Genomic DNA, 21,352 nt, shown 5'->3' with positions numbered 1-21,352 from the left:
GTCCACCACGGGCTGTGGACACGCGGACGCACGAACGGGTGGAGGCCGCGACAGTGGGGGCATGGACTGGATCTGGGTGATCGTGATGGCGCTGCGCCAGACCTCTCCCGCACCGGCCGACCAATGGGCCGTGCGGCTCGCGACGCTCGATGCGGATCGGGCTGCGGCGTTCGCGGAGGCAGACCCCACGAGGCTCGCCACGGTGTACGTCGCCGGGAGCCGGGCGATGGCCGCCGACGCAGCGACGATCCGCTCGTACGCGGATCGCGACGGCCGGGTGGTGGGCGCCCGGCTGCGCGTGCTCACGTGCCGGGTCGTGAGCACGGGTGCCGACAGGGCGACGCTCGACGTGGTCGACGTCCTGGCACCGGCCCAGGTCGAGTGGGGCGACGGCTCCGTGACCGACCTGCCCCGCGACCGGCCCTCACGGCACCGCGTGACGCTGCATCGCACACGCGACGGCTGGCGGATCGCGGGCAGTCGGCTCAGGTGACGGGTGAGGCCTCGTCAGCGCCGGCGTCGATCAGCTCGCGCACGATGTCGAGGTGACCCGCGTGGCGGGCGTGCTCCTGCATGACGTGGAACAAGATGCCGAGCAGCGTGGGCAGCTCATCGTCCGGGCCGAACATCCCTCCCTCACGCGCGCGTTCGTACGGACCGTGCTCGCCGACGATCTCCGCCGTCCGTCGGCCCACCTCGTCGAGGGCGTCGAGCAGCACGTCGATCGAGCGGTCGGTCACCCAGCGGCCGTCGGCGTCGCGATCGGCGCGCGGGGACGGGACGTCCTCGCCGAGGAAACCCCAGACCACCCACCTGCGCTCCATGTGCACCAGGTGCTCGACGAGCTGGGGGATCGTCCACCCGGACGGGACGAGCGTGGTGCCGAGGACGTCGGGGGAGAGCCCCGAGACCTGGCGGCGCACCTCCGAGCGGAAGAAGTCGAGATACTCCACGATCCGCGCTGCGGGGTCGGTGAGCGGCTCGTGCGGCTGGGGCGCGCTCACGACAGCGCAGTGGCCAGGGCAGCGGGGAGATCGGGCTCGGCGAAGGCGAAGCCCGCATCGGTCAGCGCGCTCGGGACGAGGCGCAGCGAGCCGAGCAGGTCCTCGGAGAGCCCGCCCAGCGCGGCCTTGACCGCGAACGACGGCACCGCCAGGAACGTCGGCCGGTGGACCGCGTCGCCCAGGGCGTCGGTGAACTCGGCGTTGGTCACCGGCACCGGCATCGCGAAGTTGAAGGGGCCGGAGAGCTCGTCGTTCACCAGCAGGTGCTCGACGCCGCGGACCCAGTCGTGCCGGGAGATGAAGGACATGTACTGCCGGCCGTTGCCGAGCTTGGCGCCACCGCCGAGCTTCCAGACGGGAAGCATGAGCGCGAGCATGCCGCCGTTGCCGTCCAGCACGAGGGACGTCCGGACGATGCAGGTGCGGGCGCCGGCCTCGACCGCGGGGGCCGCCGCGGCCTCCCACTGGTGGGAGACGTCGGCGAGGAAGCCGGTACCGGGAGTGCTGGACTCGGTCAGGACCTCCGCGCCCCGGTCGGTGCCGTACCAGGACATGCCCGAGCCGGAGACGAAGACCGTGGGCGTCGAGGAGGCGGCGACCGCCTTCGCGAGAGTGCTCGTCGCGGTCAGCCGTGAGTGCAGGATCTCCTGCTTGCGGGAGCTCGTGCGGGGCCACTGCGAGATCGAGGATCCTGACAGGTTGACCACCGCGTCGGCCCGGTCGACCAGGACCTGGTCGATCCGGCCGGCGGCCGGGTCCCACACCGACGTGTCGTCACCGGGGGGGCCGGTGCGGACGAGCCGTGTCACCCGGTGGCCCCGACCACGCAGGTGCGTGGTCAGGGCCGTGCCGAGGAAGCCGGACGCCCCACCGATGACGACATGCACGGGTCAGGATCCCAGCTCGGCCTCGAACGACCCGGCCTGGAGGCGCTGCTTGACCGCCGTCAGGAACCGACCTGCGTCGGCGCCGTCGATGACCCGGTGATCGTAGGTCAGCGCGAGGTAGGCCATGCTCCGCACGGAGATGCTGTCGTTGCCGTGGTCGTCGGTGATGACGACCGGGCGCTTCACGACGGCGCCGACACCCAGGATCGCGACCTGCGGCTGGTTGATGATCGGCGTGTCGAAAAGGGCGCCGTTGCTGCCGAGGTTGGTGATCGAGAACGTCGCACCGGAGAGCTCGTCGGGCGAGATCTTGTTGGTGCGGGTGCGCTCGGCCGAGTCGGCGATCTTGCGGGCCAGCCCGGCGATGGACAGGTCGCCCGCGTCCTTGATCGTCGGGACCAGCAGGCCGCGCTCGGTGTCGACCGCGATGCCGAGGTGCTCGCCGGCCGGGTACGTGATCGTGCCCGCCTCGAGGTCCAGCGCCGAGTTGAGCTGCGGGTAGGACTTCAGCGCCTCGACCGCGGCCTTGGCGAAGAAGGGCAGGAACGTCAGCTTGACGCCCTCGCGCTCGAGGAACGCGTCCTTGTGGCGGGCACGGAGACGTGCGACCTCGGTGACGTCGACCTCGTGGACCTGCGTCAGCTGGGCCGAGGTCTGCAGGGACTCGACGAGGCGGGCCGCGATGATCTTGCGCAGGCGGGTGACCTTCTCGGTCTTGCCACGCAGCTCGGACGGTGCAGCCGCGGGAGCGGAGGCCGCCGGAGCGGCCGGCTCGGCCGGCTTGGACGCAGCAGCAGCGGCGTCCAGCACGTCCTGCTTGCGGATGCGGCCGCCGACGCCGGTGCCGGTGATACCGGCGAGGTCGACGTCGTGCTGCTTGGCCAGCTTGCGAACGATCGGCGTGACGTACGAGTCGCCGTTGCTCTCGGCCGGGGCGGCCGGGGCGGGAGCGGACTCGGGGGCAGCCTGCGTCTCGGGCTGGGCCGGGGTGGGCTCAGGCGCGGCGGCGGGCTCGGGCTCGGGCGTCGGCTCGGGCTCGGGCTCGGGCGTCGGCTCGGGAGCCGGCGGCGGCGGGGGAGCCTGCTCCTTCTTCGGCTCGGGCTCCTTCGGCTCGGGTGCGTCGCCTTCGGCACCGATCACGGCGAGCACGGCACCGACCTCGACGGTCTCGTCCTCCTCGGCGCGGATCTCGAGCAGCTTGCCGGCCACGGGCGAGGGGATCTCGGTGTCGACCTTGTCGGTCGAGATCTCCAGGAGCGGCTCGTCGACCGCGACGTCGTCCCCGACGGCCTTGAGCCACTGGGTGACCGTGCCCTCGGTGACGCTCTCGCCGAGTGCAGGCAGGGTCACCTCGGTGCCGCCGCCGGATGCAGGGGCGGTCTCCGCCTGGGGTGCAGCAGCCGTCTCGGCCACGTCGTGGGCCTGCTCGGCGCTGTCGTCGGGGGTGACGGTGCGCTCCTCGGCCTCGGGCGCCGGCTCGGGTGCCTCGGCCGCAGGCTCCTCGGAGCCCTCGGACTCGGGGGCGGTGTCGCCTCCGGCGCTCTCGCCCTCCTCACCGATGATCGCGAGGACCGCACCGACCTCGACCGTGTCGTCCTCCTCGGCCTTGATCTCGAGCAGGACGCCCGCGACGGGGGAGGGGATCTCGGTGTCGACCTTGTCGGTCGAGATCTCCAGGAGCGGCTCGTCGACGGCGACGGTGTCGCCGACGGACTTCAGCCATTGCGTGACTGTGCCCTCGGTGACGCTTTCACCAAGAGCGGGAAGGGTGACAGACGTGGCCATGATGTCCTCTGGATCTCGGTCAGGCGTGGGAGTGGAGCGGTTTGCCGGCGAGGGCGAGCGCAGCTTCGCCGAGCGCCTCGTTCTGGGTGGGGTGAGCGTGGATGAACTGCGCGACGTCCTCGGGGTAGGCCTCCCAGTTCACGATCAGCGAGGCCTCACCGACCTGCTCGCCGTAGCGGGCGCCGATCATGTGGACACCGACGATCGGCCCGTCCTTCTCGCGGACGAGCTTGATGCTGCCCGTCGTGCCGAGGATCTGGGACTTGCCGTTGCCGCCGAGGCTGTACTCGACCGTCTCGACGCCGTCGTCGCCGAACTTCTCCCGGGCCTGGGGCTCGGTGATGCCGACCGACGCGATCTCGGGGTCGCAGTACGTCACGCGGGGGATGCCGGCGTCGATGACGGGCTGCGGGTTGAGGCCCGCGATCTCCTCGGCGACGAAGATGCCGTGGGCGAAGCCGCGGTGCGCGAGCTGCAGGCCGGGGACGAGGTCACCGACCGCGAACACGCCGTCGACGTTGGTCGCGAGGCGCTCGTTGGTGGGCACCCAGCCGCGGTCGACCGTGATGCCGGCCTCCTCGTAGCCCATGCCGGCGGAGTTGGGACCGCGGCCGACAGCGACGAGCACCAGGTCGGTGTCGATCGTGGTGCCGTCCTCGAGGGTCACGGTCACGCCGTTCTCGGTCTGCTTGACCGAGTCGAACTTGACGCCGGTCTTGAAGTTGATCTTGCGCTTGCGGAACGCGCGCTCGAGCTGCTTGCTCAGCGAGGGGTCCTCCAGCGGGACGAGCGTCGGCAGGCCCTCGATGATCGTGACGTCGGCGCCGAAGGACTTCCACACGGACGCGAACTCGACGCCGATGACGCTGCCGCCGATGATGACGACCCGCTCGGGGACCTCGGACATCTTCAGCGCCTCGGTCGAGGTGATGACCCGTCCGCCGATCTCCAGGCCGAGGGTGCGGGAGACCGAACCGGTGGCCAGGACGACGTTGGTGCCGGTGTAGCGCTCGCCGTTGACCTCGACGGTCTTGGGGTCGACCAGCTTGCCCTCACCCTCGACGACCGTGATGCCGCCGGACTTGATGAGGCCCTGCAGGCCCTTGTAGAGACGGTCGATGACGCCGTCCTTGTAGGAGTTGACCGCCGCCATGTCGATGCCCTCGAAGGTCGACTTCACGCCGAACTTGGCGCCTTCGCGGGCGCCGTCGGCGACCTCGGCCGCGTGCAGCATGGCCTTGGTCGGGATGCAGCCCCAGTGCAGGCAGGTGCCGCCGAGCTTGGACTTCTCGATGAGGGCCACAGACTTGCCCAGCTGGACGGCGCGGAGCGCGCAGGCGTAGCCGCCACTTCCGCCGCCGAGAATTACGATGTCGAAGTTGTTGCCGGCGACGTCCGCCACGGTGTCCTCCCAAAGACGATGTGCATCCACATCTTGTCACTCAAGGCAAGAACTGTGCCACTGGGGTTCGACGGGCGGCGCCCGGCGATCGGGCACACTTGTCGCATGGGAATTTTCCGTGGCCGGAAGGCCAGGACCGCCGGCGGGGCGTCGGTGTCCGACCGCAACGCGAGCCGGGCCGACCTCGAGGCGTTGCGCGAGTTCGCCGCCACCCGGCGCGGCGTGGAGGCATGGATCGAGCCGCAGACCGCGGTCACGCAGGCGACGCTGCTCCTCGTCGCGGACGATGGTGAGTCGATCCGGCGCCGGGTGGCCTCACCGCAGGCCGGTCACGACTTCGCCCGCAAGAAGCTCCAGGTGCCGGTCTACGACTCCAACCTCGTCCCGATCCCGTCCCGCAAGCGCGAGTACGACCTGCGCAAGGCCAGGGCCTCCTCGACGTCCTCCACGTCGTCGACCACGACCACTGCCCCCGTCGCGAAGACCCAGACGCCCCGCGAGCTGCGCGCGATCATGACGCTGGAGTCGATCGCGGGATCGGACCCGTTGCCGAGCAACCCGTCGTTCGACGACCTGATGCGCGTCTACCGCAAGGCCCGCAAGCAGGCCCACCCCGACCGCCTCGGCGGTCAGCGCGAGAAGTGGGACACCGTCGAGGACGCCGCCCGCGCCCTCGGCCTGCCGGACTGACCCCCGCCCCGATTTGCGCCCTCCTGCACGCTTTCGCGTGCGGATTCGGTGCAGGAGTCCGCACATCTGGGCGGGTTGCGGGGGAGGGCTAGTGCCAGCCCTGCGGGTCCACGCCGCCGGGGATCTCGACGGCGGGGTCGTACGGGGTGCGGGTGAACACGAAGCTGGCCAGGACGAGGCGCGCGGGGCGCCCCTGCTCGTCCCGCTCGACCGCCAGTGGCTCGCCGCGGTAGTAGCCCTCGAGCCCCGTCCAGCGGTCCCCGTCCCGGGTGAACCGGGCGCCCCGGCCCTGACCCGGCTCGCCGAGGCGCAGCCCGCCGTCGGCGCCGAGTGCGAGCGTGAACTCGTACGTGCCCCAGTACCAAGGCCCCACGAGATCGAGGGCGTCCGCCTGTGAGGCATCCGCGTGCCACGGCTTCGGCGCGACAGGCTCGCGGTCGCGGACGATCTCCAGCAGATCGGTCGTGGCCGTGCCCAGCCCGCTGGTGGCGTTCGTCATGAGGACGACGCCGTCACCGGTCTCCAGCTCGACGCGCAGGCCCGCGAGGAATCCGGGCATCGACCCGCCGTGGCCGGCGTACCGGCGTCCCTCCACGTTCCACATCTGCCACCCGAGTCCGTGCGCGCCGCCCCAAGTCGCACCGGGGACGTCGTTGACCGCGACGGGTCGCAGCATCTCCCGGAGCGTGGACTCCGCGAGGACGTCGTGGACACGGCCCGCGAGGAACGCCGCCCACGTCGCCAGGTCGTCGGCGGTGGACCACAGCTGCCCTGCGGGCGACATCGCGCCCGCATCGTGCTCGGGCTCGACGTGCAGCAGGTCCGCGAGCGGGTGGACCGCGAGGCCCGGCGCAGCTGCCCCCGTGGGGCGCGGCGTCGTGCGGTGCATGCCGAGGGGCTCAAGGATCTCGTCCCGGACGGCGTCCTGCCACGGGCGACCCCGCAGGCGGGCGACGAGCTCGCCCAGCACGCCATAGCCGAGGTTGGAGTAGTGGAACACGGTGCCCGGGGTGAAGCGCAGCGCGGTCCCGGACGCGAGCAGCTGGTCCCAGCTGCCGCCGGGTGTTCGCTCCCACCAGTCGCCGTCGGTCTCGGACTGCAGGCCCGACGTGTGGGTGAGCAGCTGGGCGATCGTCACCTGTCCGAAGGGGACCTCGGGCAGGTACGTCCCGATGGTGTCGCCGATCGCCAGCAGGCCCTCGTCGCGCAGCCGCATGACCTCCACGGCCACGAACGTCTTGGAGATCGAGCCGATCCGGTACTGGGTGTCCGTCGTCGCCGGCTCTCCTCCCGCGCGGCCGTCCACCGCGCCGACGGCGCCACTCCACGCGATCTCACCGGACCGGACGACGGCGGCCGCGACCGAGGGCAGGCGCCGCTCCGACTGCTCCTTGGCCAGTCGCCGGTCGAGAGCGGCGGTGGTCGCGACGTCGAACGTCATCGAGCCCCGGCCAGCTCCGTCGCGAGCCGCACGAGCGTCCGCACGCCGGTGCCGGTGCCGCCCACGGGGGTGTAGTCGAAGGCGCTGCCCTCGTTGAACGACGGACCCGCGATGTCCAGGTGCGCCCAGGGCACATCGCCCACGAACTCCCGCAGGAACGCCGCCGCGAACAGCGTGCCGCCGTACGGCTTGGGGTTGTGCTGGCGCAGGTCGCCGATGCTGGAGGACGTCACGACGCCCTTCATCTCCTCGGTGATCGGCAGTCGCCACATGGACTCGCCGGCGTCCCGGGACACGGCCAGCACGGTCTCGGAGAACTCCTCGTCGTTGCCCAGGATGCCAGTCGTGTGCTGGCCGAGCGCGACCATGCACGCGCCGGTCAGGGTCGCGACGTCGACGATGTGGTCGGGTGCGGTCTCGGCCGCGAGCGAGAGGCCGTCGGCCAGGACGAGGCGGCCCTCGGCATCGGTGTTGTGCACCTCGACGGTCGCCCCGCTGCGCATGCGCAGCACGTCACCGGGCCGGGTGGCCCGGCCGCTCGGCATGTTCTCGGCGACGCACGCGTAGGCGGTGACCTTGATCGGCAGGCCGAGGCGTGCGATCGCGACGGTCGCGGCGACGACGGCGGCCGCGCCGGCCATGTCGAGCTTCATGGTCTGCATCGAGGCGCCGGGCTTGATCGAGAGTCCTCCCGAGTCGAACGTGATGCCCTTGCCCACGAGCGCCAGGTGCGAGACGGCGTCCTCGGGCTCGTACGACAGGGTCAGCAGACGCGGAGGGCTGTCGGACCCCTGGCCGACGCCGAGGATGCCGCCACACCGCTCCTTCGCGAGCCGCTTCTCGTCCCAGACGGTCACCTTGACGTCGGTGCCCGCGTGCTGCGTGAACGCCTCGACGAGATCGGCAGGTCGCTTGTCGCCCGGCGGGGTGTTGACCCAGTCGCGCGCGGCGTTGACCGCGGCCGCGACGGTGGCGGCGCGCTCGAGCGCCCGGGTCGCGGTGCCTTGACGGGCGAAGGGGGTCAGGATGGCCGCCGAGGTGACCTCGCGAGCCTTCTTGTCGTTCTTCTTCGTCTTGTACGCCTCGTAGCGGTACGTGCCGAGCTCGATCCCCTCGGCGATGGCCTCGACCTCGTCGACGCCGGCCGGGTGGAGGGCGACCGCGACACTGGTCGCGTTCTTCGCGGCGCGTACGCCGTTGGCGGCGGCGCGGCGCAGGTCCTCGGCGGTGGGCTCGGCGGGCAGCGCGACCGCCACCACGACCGGCGCCTTGGCCAGTCCGCCCGACGGGAATCTCACGGTCTGGCCCTTCTCGCCGGAGAACCCCATCAGGTCGAGGGCCTCGGCGAGCTCGCCCTTGTCGTCGTCGTTGCGGATCCCGAGGACCAGGACGTCGGCGCGGGCGGTGGTCGGCTTCGATGTGCTGAGGGTGACGGTGGGCATGCCAGCCACTCTAAGGTCGCACCGGCGGACGTCGCGAGCCTGCTCTAGGTTGAGGACCATGGATCTGCTGCACTCACCCCTGCACGACCGTCACGTGGCGCTCGGCGCCAAGCTCGCCGAGTTCGGCGGCTGGGACATGCCGCTGGAGTACGCCGGTGGGGGAGTGCTGGCCGAGCACAAGGCGGTCCGTGAGGGGGTCGGCCTGTTCGACGTCAGCCACCTGGGCAAGGCCCTGGTGCGGGGCACGGGCGCGGCCGACTTCGTCAACGCGTGCTTCACGAACGACCTGAGGCGCATCCGGCCCGGCAAGGCGCAGTACACGCTGTGCTGCGACGAGGACGGTGGCACGGTCGACGACCTCATCGCCTACCTGCGCAGCGACTTCGAGGTGTTCCTGATCCCCAACGCGGCCAACACCGCGGCGGTCGTGGCCCGTCTTCGGGACGCTGCGCCGGAGGGCATCGAGGTCACCGACCTGCACCGCGACTACGCGATCCTCGCGATCCAGGGCCCGTCCAGCGACGAGGTGCTGCAGGCGCTCGACCTGCCGGTCGACCACGACTACATGTCGTTCGCGGATGCCCGCATCGCCGACCACGACATCACGGTCTGCCGCACGGGCTACACCGGCGAGCGCGGCTACGAGCTCGTGGTCCCGGCCGGATCGGCCACCTCGGTGTGGGACGCCGTGATGGCCGCCGGCGAGGCGTACGGCATCCGCGCCTGCGGACTGGGCGCCCGTGACACCCTGCGCACCGAGATGGGCTACCCCCTGCACGGTCACGAGCTGTCGGCCGAGATCAGCCCGGTCATGGCCCGCGCGGGCTGGGCCGTCGGATGGGACAAGGAGACGTTCTGGGGCAAGGCGGCGCTCGAGCGCCAGCGCGCCGAGAAGACGGTCCCCACGCTGCGCGGTCTGCTCGCGCAGGGACGCGGCATCCCGCGTCCCGGCATGCGCGTGGCTGATGCGGAGGGCAGCGAGCTCGGAGAGGTCACGTCGGGCACGTTCTCGCCGACCCTGCGTCAGGGCATCGCACTTGCGCTCCTCGACCCCGCCGTCGAGGATGGCGCGACAGTGGTCGTGGACGTGCGCGGCCGCTCCGAGGCGTTCACGGTGACCAAGCCGCCGTTCGTGCAACCGTCGACGAAGGAGTCATGACCATGGCGTGGACCTGGACGTTCGAGAGCTCGACGGGCGAGGTGACCGGTCGCTCCGAGGAGTTCGACAACCGCGGCGACGCCGAGTCGTGGGTCGGCGAGGCGTTCGGCGAGCTCCTCGAGCAGGGCATCGATCAGGTGCGCCTGTTCGATGGCGAGAGCGAGATCTACGGACCGATGTCGCTGCACGCCGAGAACAACTGAGCGGGGACCCGCCAGACGGGCTCAGCGGTAGTTGGTGCCGAGCTTCTCGCGGCGCGCGACCTGCGGCTTGGGCAGACGGAAGCGGCGCAGCTGCGTGCTGCGCAGCACCGCGTACATCACCGAGCCCTTGACCGACTCGGGCCCGAACCGGGCCTTGAGCTCCCTGCGGAGACCGCGGGTCATGATGACCTCGTCGATGACGGTCGCGACGATGATGGCGGGGTAGGCGACCGCCGTGAGCACCGAGGTGAGCGCGGTGCTGTCGCTGCCGACCGCGAACAGGACCAGCAGGACGACCAGGATCGGGAGCAGGAACTCCGCGACGTTGTAGCGGCGGTCGACCCAGTCGCGGGAGAAGCGGCGGACCGGTCCCTGCTCGCGAGCCGGCAGATAGCGCTCGTCGCCGCTCTTGAGGGCCTCGCGCTGCTTGAGACGGACCTGCTCGCGTGCGGCCGCGTCCCGCTTGCGCTGCTCCTTGCGGGACATCGGGGTCTTCATCTGCTTCTTGCGAGCGGCTTCGGCCTCCTTGCGCGTGGGTGTCGCGCGGCCCTTGCCTGCTTCTGTCTCGTCTACCACCCTCGCAACCCTACCCGTACGCTTGTGAGCATGAGCATCGGTCAACGCGTCACCCGTTGGTGGAGATCGCGCCGCGCGGACAGTGACGACCCCGGGGCACTGAAGGACAGGCTGGACGAGACCTACCGCAACCAGACGGCCCTGCTCCGGCAGGTGCGCCGTGGTGTCGCGGACGTCGCGACGAGCCGCAAGCGCGTCGAGCTGCAGCTCGCGTCGATCGCCCAGCAGGCGTCCCAGCTCGACGACCAGGCCCGTCAGGCGGTCGACCAGGGCAATGACGACGTGGCTCGCGCGTTCCTGACGCGCAAGGTGATGCTGGAGAAGACGGCCGCCGACCTCGAGGAGCGTCGCGCCAGCCTGAAGGCCGAGGAGGACAAGCTCGAGCTCGCGGCCATGAAGGTCGAGCAGGAGGTCGAGGGCTTCCGGGTCCGCAAGGACACCCTCGCCGCCCGGCACACCGCGGCCTCGGCGCGCGCAGAGATCAACAGCGCGACGACCGGGATCGGCTCGGCCGTGAGCGACGTCAACCAGGCGATGGAGTCGGCCGAGCGGCGTACGCGCGAGCTCGAGGCCCAGTCGGACGCAGTCGACGAGCTCGTCGCGGAGGGCATCGTGACCAAGGCGGGGGAGTCTCCCGACGACGCGCTGCGCCGCCAGTTCGACGCTGCGCTCGACGACGCCGAGGTCGACCGGCAGCTCGACCAGATCACGCACCGGAAGGACGACAGTGGCACGCACCCGATTTCGGAGTGACCGCGGACTGACCCTGCGGATGGGCGGTGTCAGCCTCGGGCTGGGCGCGCTCTACATCCTGTTCGCGGCGGTGCTGTACTCCTTCACGGACCTCGGCGTCCTCGCCCTCGTGATCGTCCTCGCGCTCGCGTGGGGCCAGTGGTACTTCTCGGACACGCTCGCGCTCAAGTCGATGAACGCCCAGGTCGTCGAGCCGCAGCAGGCGCCCGAGCTGCACGCGATGATCGATCGCCTGTGCGCGCTGGCCGACATGCCCAAGCCGCGGGTCGCGGTGGCCGTCACCGACATGCCCAACGCGTTCGCGACCGGACGCTCGCCCCGGCACTCGTCGGTCTGCGTCACGACCGGCATCATGCAGCGGCTGGACGCCGACGAGCTCGAGGGCGTCCTCGCGCACGAGCTGTCCCACGTCGCCAACCGCGATGTCACCGTCATGACCGTCGCGTCGTCGATCGGCCTGCTCGCGGGGTTCATCACCCGATGGGGCCTGTACGCGGGCAACATCTTCGGCAGCCGTGACAACAGGAACAGCGGCGCGGTCTTCGCGGTCGTGTTCCTCGTCAGCATGCTGGTGTACGCGCTCAGCTTCGTGCTGACCCGGTCGCTGTCGCGCTACCGCGAGCTCAGCGCGGACCGCAGCGGGGCGTACATGACCGGCCGCCCGTCCAAGCTGTCGTCGGCACTGGTCAAGATCTCCGGAGAGATGGCCAGGATCCCCAACCGGGACCTGCGCGAGAGCCAGGCCATCAGCGCGTTCTTCTTCGCGCCGGCGATCAACCGTCAGTCGGTCGGGGCGATGTTCTCGACCCACCCGCCGCTGCAGCAGCGCCTTGACCAGCTGGCCCAGGTCAGCGCAGAGCTCTCCGAGCAGGGCTAGTCTCGGCGCGTGGGAATCTTCGACTCGATCCTCGGCCGCAGCAAGCCGCCGCCGGCCGACCTGGACGTGCTGTTCGCCGTCCCCCAAGCTGTCATCTCGTTGCAGACGCAGGGCTTCACCCCGACAGGCTCGGGATCGGTCTGCTTCCGCGACGTCGAGGGCACCGCCGACGACCAGGTCATGGCCGAGGCCGAGCAGCTCATCACGTCGAGCGTCGGCTCCACGGTCACGCGCTCGGAGGACCGGTTCGGCTTCCACTGGTTGACCGTCACCCGCGCCGACGGCGACATCTCCGGCTTGGTAACCGATCTGCACGCAGTCAACTCCTCACTCGTGGACGCGGGTTTCGGCTCGTCCCTGCTGTGCTCGACGGTCGTCTTCACGACGCCGGCCGGCAAGCCGTACGGGCTGGTCTACCTCTACAAGCAGGGCACGTTCTACCCGTTCGCGCCCGACACCGGCGAGCGTCGCGACAACGCGGTGGAGCTCCAGACCCGTGGCCTGATCGCCGACGACGTCCCCGTCGAGCCCGATCTCAGCAAGTGGCTCGCGATCTGGGGCGCGCCCGGTCTGGGCTGATGCCCGGGCGGCCGAGAGGCTAGATTGGACGGGTGAGCTTCGACGAACTGACCCGTGACCAGATCCAGGCCATCCTCGACGAGCAGACGGCCAAACATCGAGCGCTCAAGGACAGCGGGCTCAAGCTCGACCTGACGCGCGGCAAGCCGTCGCCCGCCCAGCTGGACCTGTCCAACGAGCTGCTCCACCTGCCCGGTGACGACTTCACCGATGCGCAGGGCACCGACACCCGCAACTACGGCGGGCTGACCGGTCTGCTCGAGCTGCGCGAGATCTTCGCGCCCATCATGCAGGTGCCGGTCGAGCAGGTCGTCGCAGGAGACAACGCGAGCCTTGCGATCATGCACGACAACCTCGTCTTCGCGCTCTTCCACGGCGTCCCGGGCTCCGAGCAGCCGTGGGGAGTGGAGGAGTCGGTCAAGTTCGTGTGCCCCGTGCCCGGCTACGACCGTCACTTCGCCCTGCTCGAGGAGTACGGCATCGAGATGATCCCGGTCGCGCTCAACGACGACGGTCCGGACATGGAGGCCGTCCGCGAGGTGGTCAAGGATCCCGCGGTCAAGGGCATGTGGCTCGTCCCGACCTACGGCAACCCGACCGGCTCGGTCGTCAGCGAGGCCGTCGCCGCCGAGCTCGCGGCCCTCGACACCGCGGCCCCCGACTTCCGCATCTTCTGGGACAACGCCTACGCGGTGCACCACCTGACCCCGGAGCGGACCAAGACCGCCGACATTCTCGGCCTCTGCGTCGCGTCCGGGCACCCGGACCGCGCGGTGATCTTCGCCTCGACGTCCAAGATCACCTTCGCGGGTGCGGGAGTCTCGTTCCTCGGCAGCTCCGCGGACAACATCCGCTGGTACCTCAGCCACCTCGGCAAGCGCACGATCGGCCCCGACAAGGTCAACCAGCTGCGGCACGCTCGCTACCTCGGCAGCACCGACGGCGTGCACGCGTTGATGGACCGTCACCGCGAGATCCTCGCGCCCAAGTTCGAGGCGGTCGTGCGCATCCTGCGCGAGCGGCTGGGCGACTACGGCGTGGCGTCGTGGACCGAGCCCAAGGGTGGCTACTTCGTGAGCCTCGACGTCGTCGACGGCACCGCGAGCCGGGTGGTGGAGCTCACCCGTGAGGCAGGGGTCGCGATGACCCCGGCCGGTGCCGCCTTCCCGTACGGCGACGACCCGCGTGACCGCAACATCCGCATCGCGCCGTCGTACCCGTCGCCCGACGAGCTCGCGGTCGCGATCGACGTCCTCGCGACGAGCGTGCTGATCGCCGCTGCCGAGCAGGCGCTCGCCTAGAGCATGAGGGTGCTCGTGGCGCCCGACGCCTTCGGCGGCACGCTGTCGGCGCCCGAGGCGGCCCGCGCGATCGCCGAGGGGTGGCACCGTCACGCGCCGGACGACGTGCTGACGGTCGCCGCGATGTCGGACGGCGGCCCGGGGTTCGTCGACGTGCTGCACGCCGCGCTCGGGGGCGAGCTCGCGGTGGTGACGGTGCGCGGCCCCGTCGGGACCGAGGTGCCGGTGACGGTGCTGCACGCTGACGGCACGGCCTACGTCGAGAGCGCCCAGGCATGTGGGCTGCACCTCCTGGACCCCCTCGACCCGCTGCACGCCTCGACGTACGGCGTGGGCCAGGTCGTCGCGGAGGCAGTCGCCGCCGGTGCCGGTCGCGTCGTCGTGGGGCTCGGCGGCAGCGCGACCAACGACGGGGGAGCAGGCCTGCTGGCCGCCCTCGGGGCCACCGCCGACGTCCCCCTGGACGCGGGACCGGATGCGCTGGCGGGCGTGACCCGGGTCGACGTGACGGCGGCCCGGGAACGCCTCGCCGGCGTCGATCTCGTGATCGCGTCCGACGTGGATCTCGCACTGCTCGGGATGTTCGGGGCCACGAAGACGTTCGGCCCGCAGAAGGGGCTCACGGAGGAGCAGATCCTGCGTGTCGACGGGATTCTCGACGGTTTCGTCGGTGCGGTCTGCGGGCCGACCCCCGCCGAGCGAAGGGTCGCGGACGCCAAGGGGGCCGGCGCCGCCGGTGGGCTCGGCTTCGCGCTCATGCTGCTGGGCGGCTCGGTGGTCTCGGGCATCGACCTCGTGGCGGAGGCGGTCGGGCTGACCCGTCAGGCCGTCGACCACGACCTCGTCGTGACGGGGGAGGGCACGTACGACTTCTCGTCGCGCGCGGGCAAGGTGGTCTTCGGTGTCGCATCCGTCGCCCGCGAGGCCGCGCGGCCCTGCATCGTCCTGGCCGGGCAGGTGCAGGTGGGATCGCGCGAGATGCGCGCGATGGGGGTCGAGTCGGCGTACTCGGTCGCCGAGCGCGTCGGTGTCGAGGCGTCGATGAGCAAGCCGTACGCCCACCTGGCCGATCTCTCGGCCCGTGTGGCCCGGACGTGGTCGCCCCGATCTCAGGCGTGACGGCGTACGATGGAATGGAATCGTCGCCGCGTAGGTTGACCAGGGCGACGAGTCCACCAGACCAGATCCATGGGGAGTACGCATGACAGTCGAGACCGACCAGACCGCCGGAGAGACCAAGACCGGTGTGAGCCTGTCCGAGGGCGCCGCGTCCAAGGTTGCCAGCCTGCTCGCCCAGGAGGGCCGTGACGACCTGGCCCTGCGCATCGCGGTGCAGCCGGGTGGCTGCTCGGGCCTGCGCTACCAGCTGTTCTTCGACGAGCGTTCGCTCGACGGCGACCAGATCTTCGCCTTCGGCGGCGTCAACGTCGTCGTCGACCGCATGAGCCTGCCGTACCTCGGCGGCGCGACGATCGACTTCGTCGACACGATCGAGAAGCAGGGCTTCACGATCGACAACCCCGCGGCCACCGGTTCGTGCGCCTGCGGCGACTCGTTCCACTGAGCCCAGTCAGCCGGGCATGACCCGGACGTGTGTCACACGACGCCCTCCTGCAGACGCAGGAGGGCGTTGACTATTGTGTGGGGGTGCACCTCGCCATCACCGGTTCGATCGCCACTGACCACCTCATGACCTTCCCGGGCAAGTTCGCCGATTCACTCGTGCCGGACCAGCTCGACAAGATCTCGCTGTCGTTCCTCGTGGAGGACCTCGACGTCCGCCGCGGCGGGTGCGCCGCGAACATCTCCTTCGCGCTCGCCCAGCTGGGCCACCGCTCCCTCCTCGTCGGCTCCGTCGGGCGCGACTTCGACATCGAGTACCGCGGCTGGCTCGAGGAGGCGGGCGTCGACACCTCGGGCGTCCGTGTCTCCGAGACGCGCCACACGGCCCGCTTCGTCTGCACGACCGACGCCGATCTGGCGCAGTTCGCGGCGTTCTACGCCGGAGCGATGTCCGAGTCCCGCGACATCGACCTGTTCGCCCTCGGCAGTGACTTCGACCTGGTGCTCATCGGTCCCGACGACCCCGAGGGCATGCTGCGCCACACGCGCGCGTGCCGCGAGAAGGGCGTCCCGTTCGCCGCGGACGTCTCCCAGCAGCTCGCGTGGGCCGACGGTGACGTCATCCGCGACCTGATCGACGGCGCCGCGTACCTGTTCAGCAACGACTACGAGGCCGCCCTCATCGAGCAGAAGACGGGCTGGTCCACCGCGGACGTGCGCGCGCACGTCGGCACGCAGGTCATCACCCGCGGCAAGCACGGCGCGTCGGTCTTCCCCGAGGGCGGCGACGTCATCGAGGTCGGCGCGATCGAGGGCGTCGTGGCCGTCGACCCGACCGGGGTCGGCGACAGCTTCCGCGCAGGCTTCCTGGCCGGCGTCGCTGCGGGCCTCGACTTCGAGCGCTCGGCCCAGATCGGCTGCACGATCGCCGCGAGCGTCGTGGAGACCAAGGGCACGCAGGAGTACGTCCTGGAGCGCGAGGGATTCCTCAAGCGCATCGGCACGGCGTACGGCGAGATTGCCCGCGCCGACATCGACGCAGCCCTCTCGCTCGCATGAGTGCATACCGCACCGGGTCGGCGCGACGGACGCCTACCTCAGCGCGGCGACGCAGGGTCGCTGGGTTAGAGTTCTTGAAGTCATCAAATGACAATCATGGTTCAGAAAGGCGCCTCGTGGGTCGGATGAAGTGGGCGGTTCTCGTAGGGGCCGCCGTCGTAATGAGTGGCTGCTCCCCGGACAGCGACTCAGATCTCCAGCGCCTCGCGCTCCCCAAGGGAAGCACCGATCGCACTGATGACATCTGGGAGCTGTGGCTGGGAGCTTGGATCGCGGTCCTGGTCGTCTTCCTGGTGGTCTTCGGGCTCATCATCTACTCGGCGATCCGCTACCGCCGTCGTCACGACGACGAGATCCCGCCGCAGATCCGCTACAACCTGCCGATCGAGGCGCTCTACACGTTCGCGCCGGTCGTCATCGTCGCGGTGTTCTTCTTCCACACCGTCACGTCGCAGAACCGGGTGCTGGAGCGGGTCGACGAGCCCGACCACACGATCGAGGTCGTCGGCAGCAAGTGGCAGTGGGCGTTCAACTACATGGACGAGGACGCCGCCGACAACGAGGCAGTCTTCGACATCGGCACCCCGCAGCAGCCCGCCGAGCTCTGGCTCCCGGTCAACGAGTCGGTCCGGTTCGAGCTCAAGTCGCCCGACGTCGTGCACTCGTTCTGGATCCCCGAGTTCTACTTCAAGCTGGACGTCGTCCCCGGCAAGATCAACAGCTTCGACCTCTCGCCGACGCGCGAGGGGACGTTCACGGGCCGTTGCGCCGAGCTGTGCGGTGTCTACCACTCGCGCATGATCTTCAAGGTCAACGTGGTGTCGCGGGCCGACTACGACAAGCACATCGCTGAGCTCAAGGCCGATGGGCAGATCGGGGCCCCCGTGGGCTCCAAGGAAGCCGACAACATCGCCGGCGTCAAGGGCAAGGACAAGACCGGCCGCGTGGACGAGGTCCAGAGCGGTGCTGGTGACTACAAGGACGGAGCTGGCGACTGATGGCCACCGCAACATTCGACGATGCGTCGACACAGTTGAGGGCGGGGGTGCGCGAGCGCACCCTGGGCCAGAAGATCGTGACGGTGCTGACGACGACCGATCACAAGATCATCGGCAACATGTACCTCATCACGTCGTTCGCCTTCTTCATCATCGGCGGCATCCTGGCGCTGCTGATCCGCGCCGAGCTCGCCCAGCCGGGCACCCAGCTGGTCGACGACGAGACGTACAACCAGCTGTTCACGATGCACGGCACGATCATGCTGCTGATGTTCGCGACGCCGCTGTTCTTCGGTTTCGGCAACGCGATCATGCCCCTGCAGATCGGTGCGCCCGACGTCGCGTTCCCGCGCCTCAACATGTTCAGCTACTGGCTGTACCTGTTCGGCAGCACGATCGTCGTCTCGGGCTTCTTCGTCCCCGGCGGAGCCGCCAGCTTCGGCTGGTTCGCGTACGCCCCACTGAGCGACGCGGTCAACTCACCAGGCGTCGGCGGTGACCTGTGGGTCATGGGCCTGTGGATGTCGGGCCTCGGCACGATCCTCGGTGCGGTCAACTTCATCACCACGATCTTCACGATGCGCGCACCGGGCATGACCATGTTCCGCATGCCGATCTTCGTGTGGAACACGCTGGTCACCGGCATGCTCGTGATCATCGCGTTCCCGATCTTCGCGGCCGCGCTGCTCGCGCTCGAGGCCGATCGTCGCCTCGGCGCCAACGTGTTCGACCCCGCCAACGGCGGCCCGATCCTGTGGCAGCACCTGTTCTGGTTCTTCGGGCACCCTGAGGTCTACATCATCGCGCTGCCGTTCTTCGGCATCGTGACCGAGATCCTCCCGGTGTTCGCACGCAAGCCGATCTTCGGCTACGTCGGCCTGGTCGGCGCGACCCTCATGATCGCGGCCCTGTCGGTCGCGGTGTGGGCGCACCACATGTTCGTCACCGGATCGGTCGATCTCGCGTTCTTCTCCTTCATGACGTTCTTGATCGCGGTGCCGACAGGAGTCAAGTTCTTCAACTGGATCGGCACGTTGTGGGGCGGATCTCTGTCCTTCGACACCCCGCTGATCTTCTCGCTGGGCTTCCTCACGACCTTCCTGTTCGGTGGTCTGACCGGCGTCATCCTGGCCTCGCCGACGCTGGACTTCCAGCTCTCCGACAGCTACTTCGTGGTGGCGCACTTCCACTACGTGGTCTTCGGCACGGTGGTGTTCGCAATGTTCGCGGGCTTCTACTACTGGTGGCCCAAGTTCACCGGGCGCATGCTCGACGAGAAGCTCGGCAAGATCCACTTCTGGCTGCTGTTCATCGGCTTCCACCTGACGTTCCTGGTGCAGCACTGGCTCGGCGTCGAGGGCTTCCCGCGCCGCTACGCCGACTACGCACCCGGAGACGGCTTCACGACGCTCAACGAGATCTCCTCGATCGGTGCCTTCCTGCTGGGCGCCTCGACGCTGCCGTTCTTCTACAACGTGTGGAAGTCGCGCAAGTCGCCGCTCGTGGGCCTCGACGACCCGTGGGGCTGGGGACGTTCGCTCGAGTGGGCGACATCCTCCCCGCCGCCGCGACACAACTTCACCTCGCTGCCGCGCATCCGTTCCGAGAGCCCTGCCTTCGACCTGCACCACCCAGAGGTCGCCGCACTCGAGCTCGAGGACAACCCTGGCGAGACCTCGGTCTTCGCCGACGCACCGGATGTCAGTGGCAAGCGCGCACAGGTAGACGATCGCCGCTCGGGCGACTCGCACGACGAAGAGGGCGGTCACTGATCCATGAAGTCCGAGACTTGGACCATCATCGCGGTCGGGATCTTCTTCGCCCTGATCGCTCCCGTCTACTGGGTCCTGACGAAGGACCCGACCGGTACCACGGCGCTCGTCATGACGATGCTGCTGTGCGTCCTGCTGGGCTTCTACCTCTCCGTGGTCGCTCGGCAGATCCCCGATCGTCCCGAGGACCGCAGCGACGGCGAGATCGCCGATGGCGCCGGTGAGCAGGGCTTCTTCCCGCCCTACAGCTGGTGGCCGCTGTTCTGCGCGCTCGCGCTGGCGGTCGTCGTGCTGGGTGTCGTCATCGGCTGGTGGCTCTTCATCATCGGTGCCGTGATCCTCGCTGCCACGACGTGGGGCTGGGTCTTCGAGTACTACCGCGGCATCCACGCGCACTGAGTCGCGTACGCGCACTGAGTCACACTCGTCAGTCGGCGGAGCTCTTCACCACACCCTCTAAACTGGGGTGGTGATGAAGCTCCGTCGACTGACTGCTGCCCTGGGCACTGCTGCCCTGCTCTGTGTGGCCGGCTGCTCCGCGGACGGCGTCAAGGACGCCATCACGGGGGAGGAGAAGGACACCCCACCCGTGCCGGTGACGTTGACACCGAACGTCGAGCAGAAGGCCTCCGACGTCAAGGTCAGCACGCGCGTCAAGGTGCGTGCCGACAACGGCGAGGTGTCGAGCGTCCGGCTGCGCTCGGCCGACGGCAAGACAGAGATCAAGGGACGCACGGGCAGCAACGGGTGGACCGCTGCCGAACGGCTCGAGCCCGGCACGACGTACCAGCTCAAGGCCACCGGCGTGGGCGAGGACGGCACCTACAAGACCGTCCGGCGTACGTTCACGACCCAGCAGCTGACCCTGGCGCAGCAGACCTATCCGTCCGTCGCACCGCTGCAGGGCGAGACCGTGGGCGTCGGGATGCCGGTGATCGTCACGTTCGACGTCCCGGTCAAGAACCGGGCGCTGTTCGAGAAGCACATGTCGGTCACGACCAACAAGGACGTCGAGGGCTCCTGGAACTGGATGAGTGATCGGGAGGCGCACTTCCGTCCTGAGAAGTTCTGGCCGGCCCACACCAAGGTCAAGGTCGACCTGTCCCTCAACAGCTTGCCGGCGGGCAACGGGGTCTACGGCCAGCAGGACCAGAAGGTCGAGTTCGCCGTCGGCAAGAAGGCAGTGTCGATCGTCAACGTCGCGAGGCACCGGCTGACGTACACGGTCGACGGCAAGGCCATCCGCAAGATCCCCGTCACGACGGGCGATGACGGCCACCGCACGCGTGAGGGCATCAAGGTCGTCATGGAGAAGTTCGACTCCGTCGACATGGATGCCGCGACCACCGGTGTGGACTCCGAGGACCCCGGCTACTACAACATCTCCGACGTGCGCTGGGCGATGCGTGTCACCAACTCCGGTGAGTTCCTGCACGCCGCCCCCTGGTCGGTCGGTGCACAGGGCAACGCCAACGTCAGCCACGGGTGCACGGGCATGAGCACCGCCAACGCGAAGTGGCTCTACGACCGCTCCCGCCGTGGAGACGTCATCAAGTACGTCAACAGCCCCCGCGGGCTCGAGGACCAGAACGGCTGGACCGACTGGAACGTCCCGTGGGACAAGTGGAAGCAGGGCTCCGCCCTCCAGGCCGACGGCACCGGCGCCTAGCGCCCGCGAGTCACGTACAACCGCTGACGAGTCACGTACGGCGACCGACGAGTCACGTACGGAGACCGACGAGTCACGTACGGCGACCGACGAGTCCCGTACGGCCGCCCAGGAACCGCGGAGAGTGAACCGCCTGTGTGACATGGCCTGACCGTTTCGCGCGTTCGAACCGCTCCAGTCCTTTCACGATTC

Annotated in this window: 22 protein-coding genes; 15 read left to right on the top strand and 7 right to left on the bottom strand. The window is 69.6% G+C overall.

Annotation, left to right across the window (positions count from 1 at the left end; genetic code table 11):
- Positions 1-61 precede the first annotated feature (61 nt).
- Complete coding sequence (locus GEV27_RS11885) at positions 62-493, top strand: hypothetical protein (protein WP_153934410.1); 432 nt, start codon at positions 62-64, stop codon at positions 491-493.
- Here GEV27_RS11885 and GEV27_RS11880 read toward each other — a convergent pair.
- Genes GEV27_RS11880 through lpdA form a run of 4 tightly spaced genes read right to left on the bottom strand, consistent with a single transcriptional unit; the run spans position 486 to position 5,078 of the window.
- Positions 486-1,004: a DUF664 domain-containing protein gene (locus GEV27_RS11880; protein WP_309222207.1), complete on the bottom strand. Its 519-nt coding sequence runs from the start codon at positions 1,002-1,004 to the stop codon at positions 486-488. The genes GEV27_RS11885 and GEV27_RS11880 overlap by 8 nt on opposite strands.
- Positions 1,001-1,891 carry a TIGR01777 family oxidoreductase gene (locus GEV27_RS11875; RefSeq protein ID WP_153934408.1) on the bottom strand — a complete coding sequence of 297 codons (891 nt, stop codon included), beginning with the start codon at positions 1,889-1,891 and terminating at the stop codon, positions 1,001-1,003. Before GEV27_RS11875 ends, GEV27_RS11880 begins: the two co-directional genes overlap by 4 nt.
- 3 nt (positions 1,892-1,894) lie before the next feature.
- A complete protein-coding gene (gene sucB / locus GEV27_RS11870) occupies positions 1,895-3,676 on the bottom strand; it encodes a 2-oxoglutarate dehydrogenase, E2 component, dihydrolipoamide succinyltransferase (RefSeq protein ID WP_153934406.1) in 1,782 nt (593 codons plus the stop codon).
- 19 nt (positions 3,677-3,695) lie between these two features.
- Positions 3,696-5,078 (bottom strand): dihydrolipoyl dehydrogenase, encoded by a 1,383-nt coding sequence (gene lpdA, locus GEV27_RS11865; protein ID WP_153652333.1) that lies wholly within the window; start codon positions 5,076-5,078, stop codon positions 3,696-3,698.
- Between the two features lie 105 nt (positions 5,079-5,183).
- Between lpdA and GEV27_RS17845 the strand changes: the two genes are divergently transcribed.
- On the top strand, positions 5,184-5,768 hold the full coding sequence (locus GEV27_RS17845; protein WP_208430841.1) for a hypothetical protein: 585 nt from the start codon (positions 5,184-5,186) through the stop codon (positions 5,766-5,768).
- A gap of 88 nt (positions 5,769-5,856) precedes the next feature.
- Here the strand turns inward: GEV27_RS17845 and GEV27_RS11855 are convergent, their stop codons facing one another.
- Positions 5,857-7,209: a serine hydrolase gene (locus GEV27_RS11855; RefSeq protein ID WP_153934404.1), complete on the bottom strand. Its 1,353-nt coding sequence runs from the start codon at positions 7,207-7,209 to the stop codon at positions 5,857-5,859.
- Positions 7,206-8,651, bottom strand: a complete 1,446-nt coding sequence (locus GEV27_RS11850; protein ID WP_153652335.1) for a leucyl aminopeptidase — start codon at positions 8,649-8,651, stop codon at positions 7,206-7,208. The genes GEV27_RS11855 and GEV27_RS11850 overlap by 4 nt, the downstream gene beginning before the upstream one ends.
- 58 nt (positions 8,652-8,709) lie before the next feature.
- On the opposite strand from GEV27_RS11850, the gene gcvT reads away from it, so the two are divergent.
- Complete coding sequence (gcvT, locus tag GEV27_RS11845; protein ID WP_228765155.1) at positions 8,710-9,810, top strand: glycine cleavage system aminomethyltransferase GcvT; 1,101 nt, start codon at positions 8,710-8,712, stop codon at positions 9,808-9,810.
- A 2-nt stretch (positions 9,811-9,812) separates the two neighbouring features.
- Complete coding sequence (locus GEV27_RS11840; RefSeq protein ID WP_194839986.1) at positions 9,813-10,013, top strand: hypothetical protein; 201 nt, start codon at positions 9,813-9,815, stop codon at positions 10,011-10,013.
- 21 nt (positions 10,014-10,034) lie between these two features.
- Here the strand turns inward: GEV27_RS11840 and GEV27_RS11835 are convergent, their stop codons facing one another.
- Positions 10,035-10,589 carry a DUF3043 domain-containing protein gene (locus GEV27_RS11835; RefSeq protein WP_153652337.1) on the bottom strand — a complete coding sequence of 185 codons (555 nt, stop codon included), beginning with the start codon at positions 10,587-10,589 and terminating at the stop codon, positions 10,035-10,037.
- A 30-nt stretch (positions 10,590-10,619) separates the two neighbouring features.
- Between GEV27_RS11835 and GEV27_RS11830 the strand changes: the two genes are divergently transcribed.
- From GEV27_RS11830 to GEV27_RS11780, 11 genes are all read left to right on the top strand, one after another.
- Positions 10,620-11,342: a PspA/IM30 family protein gene (locus GEV27_RS11830; RefSeq protein ID WP_153652338.1), complete on the top strand. Its 723-nt coding sequence runs from the start codon at positions 10,620-10,622 to the stop codon at positions 11,340-11,342.
- A complete protein-coding gene (htpX, locus tag GEV27_RS11825; protein ID WP_153652339.1) occupies positions 11,317-12,219 on the top strand; it encodes a zinc metalloprotease HtpX in 903 nt (300 codons plus the stop codon). The genes GEV27_RS11830 and htpX overlap by 26 nt, the downstream gene beginning before the upstream one ends.
- A gap of 9 nt (positions 12,220-12,228) precedes the next feature.
- Positions 12,229-12,798, top strand: coding sequence for a hypothetical protein (locus GEV27_RS11820; protein ID WP_153652340.1), 570 nt, complete (start codon positions 12,229-12,231; stop codon positions 12,796-12,798).
- A 32-nt stretch (positions 12,799-12,830) separates the two neighbouring features.
- Positions 12,831-14,099, top strand: coding sequence for an aminotransferase class I/II-fold pyridoxal phosphate-dependent enzyme (locus GEV27_RS11815; RefSeq protein ID WP_194839987.1), 1,269 nt, complete (start codon positions 12,831-12,833; stop codon positions 14,097-14,099).
- A 3-nt stretch (positions 14,100-14,102) separates the two neighbouring features.
- Positions 14,103-15,218: a glycerate kinase gene (locus GEV27_RS11810; protein ID WP_153934398.1), complete on the top strand. Its 1,116-nt coding sequence runs from the start codon at positions 14,103-14,105 to the stop codon at positions 15,216-15,218.
- A gap of 82 nt (positions 15,219-15,300) precedes the next feature.
- Positions 15,301-15,663, top strand: a complete 363-nt coding sequence (locus GEV27_RS11805; protein ID WP_153652342.1) for an iron-sulfur cluster assembly accessory protein — start codon at positions 15,301-15,303, stop codon at positions 15,661-15,663.
- 83 nt (positions 15,664-15,746) lie between these two features.
- Positions 15,747-16,721: a carbohydrate kinase family protein gene (locus GEV27_RS11800; RefSeq protein WP_153652343.1), complete on the top strand. Its 975-nt coding sequence runs from the start codon at positions 15,747-15,749 to the stop codon at positions 16,719-16,721.
- Between the two features lie 161 nt (positions 16,722-16,882).
- Positions 16,883-17,719 (top strand): cytochrome c oxidase subunit II, encoded by an 837-nt coding sequence (coxB, locus tag GEV27_RS11795; protein WP_228765154.1) that lies wholly within the window; start codon positions 16,883-16,885, stop codon positions 17,717-17,719.
- Positions 17,719-19,491, top strand: a complete 1,773-nt coding sequence (ctaD, locus tag GEV27_RS11790) for a cytochrome c oxidase subunit I (protein ID WP_153911498.1) — start codon at positions 17,719-17,721, stop codon at positions 19,489-19,491. The genes coxB and ctaD overlap by 1 nt, the downstream gene beginning before the upstream one ends.
- Positions 19,492-19,494: 3 nt before the next feature.
- Positions 19,495-19,890 (top strand): cytochrome c oxidase subunit 4, encoded by a 396-nt coding sequence (locus tag GEV27_RS11785; protein WP_153911497.1) that lies wholly within the window; start codon positions 19,495-19,497, stop codon positions 19,888-19,890.
- 73 nt (positions 19,891-19,963) lie between these two features.
- On the top strand, positions 19,964-21,160 hold the full coding sequence (locus GEV27_RS11780) for an Ig-like domain-containing protein (protein WP_228765242.1): 1,197 nt from the start codon (positions 19,964-19,966) through the stop codon (positions 21,158-21,160).
- Positions 21,161-21,352 lie beyond the last annotated feature (192 nt).

Origin of the sequence: Aeromicrobium sp. S22, assembly GCF_009661045.1 — a bacterium.
GTDB lineage: Bacteria > Actinomycetota > Actinomycetes > Propionibacteriales > Nocardioidaceae > Aeromicrobium > Aeromicrobium yanjiei.
This window is presented reverse-complemented; position numbering and strand designations above follow the sequence as displayed.

Bases quoted from the DNA above. Each gene is read 5' to 3' on its own strand.
- GEV27_RS11885 (WP_153934410.1), top strand. From the start codon at position 62: ATGGACTGGATCTGGGTGATCGTGATGGCGCTGCGCCAGACCTCTCCC.
- sucB (WP_153934406.1), bottom strand. From the start codon at position 3,676: ATGGCCACGTCTGTCACCCTTCCCGCTCTTGGTGAAAGCGTCACCGAG.
- GEV27_RS17845 (WP_208430841.1), top strand. From the start codon at position 5,184: ATGGGAATTTTCCGTGGCCGGAAGGCCAGGACCGCCGGCGGGGCGTCG.
- GEV27_RS11855 (WP_153934404.1), bottom strand. From the start codon at position 7,209: ATGACGTTCGACGTCGCGACCACCGCCGCTCTCGACCGGCGACTGGCC.
- GEV27_RS11850 (WP_153652335.1), bottom strand. From the start codon at position 8,651: ATGCCCACCGTCACCCTCAGCACATCGAAGCCGACCACCGCCCGCGCC.
- gcvT (WP_228765155.1), top strand. From the start codon at position 8,710: ATGGATCTGCTGCACTCACCCCTGCACGACCGTCACGTGGCGCTCGGC.
- GEV27_RS11840 (WP_194839986.1), top strand. From the start codon at position 9,813: ATGGCGTGGACCTGGACGTTCGAGAGCTCGACGGGCGAGGTGACCGGT.
- GEV27_RS11830 (WP_153652338.1), top strand. From the start codon at position 10,620: ATGAGCATCGGTCAACGCGTCACCCGTTGGTGGAGATCGCGCCGCGCG.
- GEV27_RS11810 (WP_153934398.1), top strand. From the start codon at position 14,103: ATGAGGGTGCTCGTGGCGCCCGACGCCTTCGGCGGCACGCTGTCGGCG.
- GEV27_RS11805 (WP_153652342.1), top strand. From the start codon at position 15,301: ATGACAGTCGAGACCGACCAGACCGCCGGAGAGACCAAGACCGGTGTG.
- coxB (WP_228765154.1), top strand. From the start codon at position 16,883: ATGAGTGGCTGCTCCCCGGACAGCGACTCAGATCTCCAGCGCCTCGCG.
- ctaD (WP_153911498.1), top strand. From the start codon at position 17,719: ATGGCCACCGCAACATTCGACGATGCGTCGACACAGTTGAGGGCGGGG.
- GEV27_RS11785 (WP_153911497.1), top strand. From the start codon at position 19,495: ATGAAGTCCGAGACTTGGACCATCATCGCGGTCGGGATCTTCTTCGCC.
- GEV27_RS11780 (WP_228765242.1), top strand. From the start codon at position 19,964: ATGAAGCTCCGTCGACTGACTGCTGCCCTGGGCACTGCTGCCCTGCTC.